Below are 6895 nucleotides of genomic sequence, written 5' to 3'. Positions count from 1 at the left end.
GGGGTCCAGGGGGGCGAAGCCCGCCCTGGCGGGGGTTTGGGGGTTCGACCCCCAATGAGGGCGATCGGATACTTCTGGCCCGCGCTTTTTGCGGGCACACTTCGCCCACTCCGAGAGCGGACGACGGGATTCGAACCCGCGACCCTCACCTTGGCAAGGTGATGCGCTACCAGCTGCGCTACGTCCGCGTTGCCCTGTTCACCGGGGCGTTGCTCACTTTATACCCTGCCGCTTGGGGGCGTGACAGGCACCCGGTCGGAGGTAACTCTGTCACTCCCGGAGTACAAGGGGTGACGACAGGCCGTTGGCTCCGTATGGTGTCCCCATTCAACCGAACGGGTCAAGCCGCCCGCGGAGGAGGTGCCTGGCCGGATGGCGGAGGAAGCCACGGTACCGGAGCAGCGCACGGTGTCGCTCGAGGAGAAAGCCCTTCTACGTCGTCTCAGAGCCGGGGAAGATCGCGCATTCAGCGAGCTTTTCGAATTGCATTCGAGTGCCGTGCGGCGGCTGGCCCGTGGGATCGCGAGTGATCCCTCGGAGGCCGAGGACATCACCGCCGAGACTTTTTTCCGCGTGTTGCAGGCGCTTCGTCGCGGGTCGGGTCCCCGTGATCACATCCGCGCGTACCTGTTGACCGTGGCCCGCCGCGTTTCGTGGGAGTGGCATGGGGCGCGTCGTGACGTGCCGGTCACCGATGACGAGTTGACGAATCGCGCGGGCGCGGGTGCGGATGCGCTTGCTCGCACGGCCGAGCACACCTTGATCACGACGGCGTTCACGAGTCTTCCCGAGCGCTGGCGCACTGTGTTGTGGCAGACGGAGGTCGAGGGGGAGCAGCCGGCGGTGGTGGCGCCGCATTTCGGGTTGAGCGCGAATGCGACAGCGGCGTTGGCCCGACGCGCCCGCCAGGGATTGCGCGCGGCTTATCTGCAGGCGCATCTGGCCATGGACCGGACTTCGGACGTGAGCTGCCGTGGGGTCATCGAGAAGCTGGGCGGGTACACGGCCGGCAGCGTGACCGGGTCGGAGGCGGCGCGGATCCGCACGCATCTGCTGGGCTGTGCCTCGTGCCGCTCGATGTATGCCGAGTTGCGGGATGTCTGTTCTTCGCTGCGCGCGCACGCTGGGGTACTGGCGATGCTGGTGCCGGCCGCGGCCGGGGTCGTGGCTTCGTCGGGTGGGGGCGGCGCGCTGGCCACGGTCAAGGGGCTGGTGTTGTCGAAGCTCAAGATCGGGATCGCGCTGGCGTCCACGGCGGCGGCCGGGGTCGTCGGTGTCGCGGTCGGCCCGGCGCTGATGGACACGGATCATTCGCAGGTGGTCGGTCTGCCGCAGAGCGGGATCGAGCTGCGGATTTCGCCGACGCAGCCGGAGTTGCTGAGCCCGCCACCGCAGCAACCGGCGCCGCCCGGGCAGGCGACGTTGCAGCTGCCGGGCCCGCCGCCGGTGAAGCAGGACACGCCACCGCCGCCGAGTACACCGGCTGCGAGCGCGACGAGTCAGCGCCAGATCAAGCAGGCCCCGGTGCCGCGGCAGACCACACCGACGTCACATGTGGCGCCGCCTTCGTCATCGTCGTCGAGTGCCGGGCCGCGTGACGATCCCGGAAGTGCGAAGCCGGGCAAGGGCAACCACGACTCGAAGAAGCCGGACTACTCGCGCAGCGACACCGTGCCGGATGACCACTGCTCGGCAACGGCCGACCGGGACCCCTCGACGACCAAGTCCCACCCGGTGCACGGTCGCGGCAACCCCCACGACCCCTTCTTCTGGTGGCTTTTCGGCCCTCGACATGGGTAACGCCACTGGTTGATCTTCACGTGGATCTCGCGCCGCGCGGTGCTGCCACGCTACCGTTGACGAAGCTCGAGAACGACGGAGCGTGTCCAGGAGGCCACGAAGCATGAACCGGCAGGTGCACGGGTTGGACGGCCGGAACTGGACCGTCCGGGCACAGATGGAGTGGCGCCGCCCGGCCACCGTCACCGACTTCGAGCACGATGTCGCTGGCAGCCCGGTGTCGGGCGTCGCGATGCTTTCGGTCACGTTGCTGCTCGCGGTTATCCTGGTGGCATGGCTACCTGACGGGGTCGTGATCCCGGCTTGGGTGGTCTGGGGACTGCTGCTGATCGCGCTGTTCTTCCCGCTGCGGTGGGTGCTGAACAGGCCATGGGGTCTGGTGGCGGAGACCGACGGCGATCCGCTGGGTGACCACCCGCCGGAGCGCTGGGTCGGCGTCGTGTCCGGGATGTTCCGGGTGCGGGGCGAGGTCGCCAAGGTCACCAAGACCATCCGGACCGAGGGCCTGCCGGACTTCGACGGCCCCCTGCATCCGATGGAGTGACCGATGCCCGAGTTACCCGAGGTCGAGGCGCTTGCCCACCATCTGCGTGAGCACGCGGTCGGCCGGGCGGTGACACGGGTCGATGTGGCTTCCTTCGGCGTACTCAAGACCGTGACCCCGCAGTGGACGGAGCTGCACGGGCGCACGGTGACCGCGGCCGGCAGGTACGGCAAGCATCTCGATCTGGACTGTGACGGCATCCATCTCGTGATCCACCTTGCCCGCGCAGGCTGGCTGCGCTGGTCTGATCAGCTGTCGCCGACCCCACCGAAGCCGGGGCGTGGGCCGCTGGCGCTGCGGGTGCACCTGGACGGCCCGGGGTTCGATCTCACCGAGGCCGGAACGAAGAAGGGGCTCGCGGTGTGGATCGTGCACGATCCGAAGGACGTGCCGAGTATCGCGCGGCTGGGGCCGGATGCGCTGGAGCTGACCCGTGAGCGGCTGGGCGAGCTGTTCGCCGGTCGCACCGAACGCCTCAAGACGGCGTTGACGGATCAGTCGCTGATCGCCGGAATCGGGAACGCGTATTCCGACGAGATCATGCACACCGCCAAGCTTTCTCCTTATGCCACCCCGGGAAAGCTGCCCGATGAGGCACTGGACCGGTTGTTCGACGCGATGCACGAGGTGCTCACTGGAGCGGTCGAGCGTTCGGTGGGCCAGGACGCGGCGCGGTTGAAGGGCGAGAAGCGATCGGGGTTGCGGGTGCACGCGCGCACCGGCCTGCCGTGCCCGGTCTGCGGTGACACGGTGCGCGAGATTTCGTTCGCGGACAAGGCTTTCCAGTACTGCCCGACGTGCCAGACGGGCGGCAAGCCGCTCGCGGACCGGCGGCTGTCCCGCTTGCTCAAGTAGCACGGAGCGCTCGCGCATCGTCTACTTGCGACACTCGGTTGGCCGATATGGCGCCGTTCCCACTTTGGGTAAGGTGCGCTCGACCCCAGGGTGGGGGCAACTACACAGAAAGTGGGCCCGAAGCCTTGCACGCGGCTCAGCGAGCGCAGAGCATGGACGCCGTGTCCGACTTGCCGATCGCGCAGATCATTCCGTGGACTGTGGCGGGTCTGCTGCTGATCGTCATCATCGTGCTCGTCGTGCGCGCCCGCAAGCCCAGCGGTTTCGTCGACGATGCCGTACTCGAAGCCGTCTACCACATGTCGAAAGCCACGCCTGACCTGCGCGAAGGCTTCGACCAGGTGGCCGCAGACAGGATCACCTCCCAGCTGCTCGAGCTTCTGAAATGCGTCGCGGTCGGCATCACCGACCCGGAAGGCACGCTCGCCTCGTGGGACGGCGAGGCGAACGATCACTACGTCGATCTCGCCGTCCCGATCGGGATGGCGATCCGCAAGCTCCGGCGCGAGGTCGTCAACCATGACGACGTGCCCTGTGATCACCGTGGCACGTGCAAGATGAAAACCGCGGTGATCGTGCCGCTGATCGTCGACGGTGAGGTCGAAGCCGCGCTGATCGTGGTCGGCCGGTCCAAGGGCAAGCGGCTCGTGCAGATGGCGGATGCGGTGGCGCAGTTCGTCTGCACCCAGTTCGAGCTGGCCCGGCTCGACGAGTCGAAACTGCAGCTGCAGCAGGCTGAGATCAAGGCACTGCGCGCGCAGATCTCGCCGCACTTCATCTACAACGCGCTCAACACGATCTCCTCGCTCATCCGCACCGACCCCGAGGAGGCGCGTGAGCTGCTGCAGGAGTTCGCCGATTTCACCCGGTACTCGTTCCGCACGTCGGGCATGTTCACCTCGCTCGCCGACGAGCTGCGCAACATCGACCGCTACCTGACCATCGAACGCGCCCGCTTCGGCGGCAGGCTCGAGGTGCGGTTGAAGATCGCGCCCGAAGTGCTGTCGGTGGTGGTGCCGTTCCTGATCATCCAGCCGCTCGTGGAAAACGCGGTCCAGCATGGGCTGGCGAACAAGCCGACGGGCGGCATGGTCACCGTGACCGCGCAGGACTACGGCACGGAGGCGCTGATCAGCGTCGAGGACGACGGTATCGGCATGGACCCGGCGCGCCTGGCGGAACTGCGCAACTCGCACCGCACCGGCGCACACGTCGGGCTCGGCAACATCAATGCCCGCATGCGGCAGCTGTTCGGCGACGAGTACGCGCTGATGGTCGAGACCGCGCCCGGCGCCGGGATGAAGGTGACGCTGCGGGTGCCGAAGTACGCCCCCGGTGTGCACACCGAGCTGCCGGACTACTCGGCCGCCGTGCCGCCGCAGGAATCGCGCAACGGCTCGCCTGCACACGCCCGGAAAGGTCCGTAGCCTGGCGCCATGCCAACCGTCTCAGACTTGACCAGCAGGATCCCCATGATCGGTGACAGGGGTGACCGCACCGACGTCGTCGCCGTGGTCAAACTGCACGGGGTCATTACGCCGACCCCGTCGCCGCTGGCCCGCGGCACGATCAACCTCGCGGCCGTCGAGTCGGCGCTGACCAGGGCGTTCGACCACGACCGGCTCAAGGCCGTCGCGTTGCTGATCAACTCGCCGGGTGGCGCGCCGACGCAGTCGGGCCTTGTCGCGGAGCGGATCCGCCAGCTGGCCGAGAAGAAGAAAGACGTGCCGGTGCTTGCGTTCTGTGAGGACGTAGCGGCGTCGGGTGGCTACTGGCTTGCCTGCGCGGCCGACGAGATCTATGCGCACCGGACGTCACTGGTCGGCTCGATCGGCGTGGTCAGCGGCGGGTTCGGGTTCACCGGGCTGCTGGACCGGTTCGGCATCGAGCGGCGGTTGCACACCGCGGGCACGAACAAGTCCCGGCTCGACCCGTTCAGCCCGGAGAAGCCCGAGGACGTCGAGTGGCTCGAGAAGATGCACGCCCAGCTGCACGAGGAGTTCGTGAACTGGGTCAAGGAACGCCGTGGTGACCGGCTGACCGGCGACGATGACCTGTTCACCGGTGATGTCTGGCTCGGCACCAAGGCGAAGGAGCTCGGGCTCATCGACGGCCTCGGCAACCTGCGTGAGATCGTCGCGGAGCGGTTTCCCGACGCGGAGATCAAGATGGCGGAACCGAAGAAACCGTTGCTCGCGAGGCTCGGTGTCGGTGCGCCCGCGGCGATGGTGGAAGCGCTTTCACACAAGGTGATCTGGAGCCGCTACGGGTTGTAAGGTGTTCGCCCAAGCGCGGTATGGACACCCGAGCAGCTACTGGGCAAGATGCGAACCACTGTGAGCGCGCAAACTGACACTCGGCGGCTGGTGGTCCTCGCCGTCGACGACGAACCCCACGGCCTGAGTCTGCTCGTCGAGGGGCTACAGGCCAATCCGCATATCGGTCGTGTCTTCGCCGCGGTCGACGCCGCGGAAGCGCTGCGCCTGCTGGCCTCGGACGATCAGGAACTGTTGCAGCGCAAGGAACAGGGACTGCCCCCGATCGACGCGGTGTTCGCCGACCTGCAGATGCCGGGGTTGTCGGGGATGGAGATGGCCCGGGTGTTCTCCGCGCTCAACCCCGCGCCCGTGCTGGTCTTCGTCACCGGGCACGCGTCCGAAGCGGTGAACGCGTTCGATCTCGGTGCGGTGGACTACCTGCTGAAACCGTGCAATCAGAGCAGGCTGGACCGGGCTGTGGAGCGGGTGCTGGACAAGCTTCGCAGCACCGCACCGGCCGCCGCGGGAGCCCCGGCGGCCCCGGCGAAACCGGATGACGACGAGGTGATCCCGGTCGAGCTGGCCGGCACCACGAAACTGGTGCCGCGCTCCACGGTGCGGTGGGTCGAGGCACAGGGCGACTACGCGCGGTTGTTCACTACCGACGGCAACAGTCACCTGGTCCGGATCCCGTTGACACAGCTGGAAGAACGCTGGGAGAAGGCCGGGTTCGTGCGGATCCACCGGTCGTTCCTGGTGGCGCTCAACCTGATCACCGAGCTACGCATGGGACAGGGCGGCTATCAAGTGGTGATCGGCAACGACGAGAAGCTGCTGCCGGTGTCCCGGCGGCACACGCGTGAGCTCAAAGATCGCCTGACCGGCCGATGAAGGAGGATTTCCAGCGCGTGGAGGGTGTCCGGAAACCGGACCCCACCCTCGGCAAGAACTACGAGCCGGCGACGGTCGAGCGGGTGCCGCCCGTGGCGATCGAACCCGAACCCGAGGCCCCGGCGAAACCCCCCAAGCGGCAACGCGTCGTGCTGGCCGATCCACGTTCGCGGTCAAGTTCGACGCTGCGGGCCAGGGTCGAACTCGAGGAGCAGACCAGCTGGGGCACGCTGCTGATCGACGACCTTGTCAAACGTCAGTTGCGCACCGGGCTCCTGCTCGCCGCGCTGGCTGTGCTCGTGCTGGGCGGGCTGCCACTGGCGTTCTACCTGTCCCCGGACTTCGCCGGCCTGCGCGTGATCGGCGTGCCACTGGCCTGGTTTCTGCTGGCGGTCATGCCGTTTCCGCTTCTGCTGCTCACCGGTTTGGCCTACAACCGCCTCGCTGAGCGCCACGAACGCGACTTCGTCGACATGATCGAAAATTAGAGTTGGCCCAATCTGCGTGGCGGTGCGGGTGGCGGAGCCGGTTGCCGGCCCACAGCAAG

At 67.5% G+C, this 6895-nt stretch carries 7 protein-coding genes and 1 tRNA gene; 7 read left to right on the top strand and 1 reads right to left on the bottom strand.

Translation table 11 applies throughout. The features are described from left to right. Positions 1-115: 115 nt before the first annotated feature. Positions 116-188: transfer RNA gene (locus GKO32_RS20865), tRNA-Gly, on the bottom strand. 184 nt (positions 189-372) lie between these two features. Here GKO32_RS20865 and GKO32_RS20860 point away from each other — a divergent pair. From GKO32_RS20860 to GKO32_RS20830, 7 genes are all read left to right on the top strand, one after another. Then, positions 373-1800, top strand: a complete 1428-nt coding sequence (locus tag GKO32_RS20860; RefSeq protein ID WP_246244203.1) for a sigma-70 family RNA polymerase sigma factor — start codon at positions 373-375, stop codon at positions 1798-1800. A gap of 103 nt (positions 1801-1903) precedes the next feature. Then, on the top strand, positions 1904-2344 hold the full coding sequence (locus tag GKO32_RS20855) for a DUF983 domain-containing protein (protein ID WP_154758548.1): 441 nt from the start codon (positions 1904-1906) through the stop codon (positions 2342-2344). 3 nt (positions 2345-2347) lie between these two features. Continuing rightward, the gene (locus GKO32_RS20850) at positions 2348-3199 is read left to right on the top strand and encodes an Fpg/Nei family DNA glycosylase (protein ID WP_154758547.1); all 852 of its coding nucleotides are present in this window, start codon (positions 2348-2350) and stop codon (positions 3197-3199) included. Positions 3200-3351: 152 nt separating this feature from the next. After that, positions 3352-4626, top strand: coding sequence for a GAF domain-containing sensor histidine kinase (locus GKO32_RS20845; RefSeq protein WP_154758546.1), 1275 nt, complete (start codon positions 3352-3354; stop codon positions 4624-4626). Positions 4627-4635: 9 nt separating this feature from the next. Beyond that, the gene (locus GKO32_RS20840; protein ID WP_154758545.1) at positions 4636-5475 is read left to right on the top strand and encodes a S49 family peptidase; all 840 of its coding nucleotides are present in this window, start codon (positions 4636-4638) and stop codon (positions 5473-5475) included. A gap of 48 nt (positions 5476-5523) precedes the next feature. Further along, positions 5524-6348, top strand: a complete 825-nt coding sequence (locus tag GKO32_RS20835) for a LytR/AlgR family response regulator transcription factor (protein ID WP_154758544.1) — start codon at positions 5524-5526, stop codon at positions 6346-6348. After that, the gene (locus GKO32_RS20830) at positions 6345-6836 is read left to right on the top strand and encodes a hypothetical protein (RefSeq protein ID WP_154758543.1); all 492 of its coding nucleotides are present in this window, start codon (positions 6345-6347) and stop codon (positions 6834-6836) included. The genes GKO32_RS20835 and GKO32_RS20830 overlap by 4 nt, the downstream gene beginning before the upstream one ends. Positions 6837-6895 lie beyond the last annotated feature (59 nt).

It is taken from the genome of Amycolatopsis pithecellobii, from assembly GCF_009707865.1.
Classification (GTDB): Bacteria; Actinomycetota; Actinomycetes; order Mycobacteriales; family Pseudonocardiaceae; genus Amycolatopsis_E; species Amycolatopsis_E pithecellobii.
The sequence above is the reverse complement of the archived record's forward strand: the minus strand, read 5'-3'. Positions and strand labels throughout refer to the sequence as shown.

What these genes read in the sequence shown, in the direction of transcription:
- GKO32_RS20860 (WP_246244203.1), top strand. Translation starts at nt 373, where the DNA reads ATGGCGGAGGAAGCCACGGTACCGGAGCAGCGCACGGTGTCGCTCGAG.
- GKO32_RS20855 (WP_154758548.1), top strand. Translation starts at nt 1,904, where the DNA reads ATGAACCGGCAGGTGCACGGGTTGGACGGCCGGAACTGGACCGTCCGG.
- GKO32_RS20850 (WP_154758547.1), top strand. Translation starts at nt 2,348, where the DNA reads ATGCCCGAGTTACCCGAGGTCGAGGCGCTTGCCCACCATCTGCGTGAG.
- GKO32_RS20845 (WP_154758546.1), top strand. Translation starts at nt 3,352, where the DNA reads ATGGACGCCGTGTCCGACTTGCCGATCGCGCAGATCATTCCGTGGACT.
- GKO32_RS20840 (WP_154758545.1), top strand. Translation starts at nt 4,636, where the DNA reads ATGCCAACCGTCTCAGACTTGACCAGCAGGATCCCCATGATCGGTGAC.
- GKO32_RS20835 (WP_154758544.1), top strand. Translation starts at nt 5,524, where the DNA reads ATGCGAACCACTGTGAGCGCGCAAACTGACACTCGGCGGCTGGTGGTC.
- GKO32_RS20830 (WP_154758543.1), top strand. Translation starts at nt 6,345, where the DNA reads ATGAAGGAGGATTTCCAGCGCGTGGAGGGTGTCCGGAAACCGGACCCC.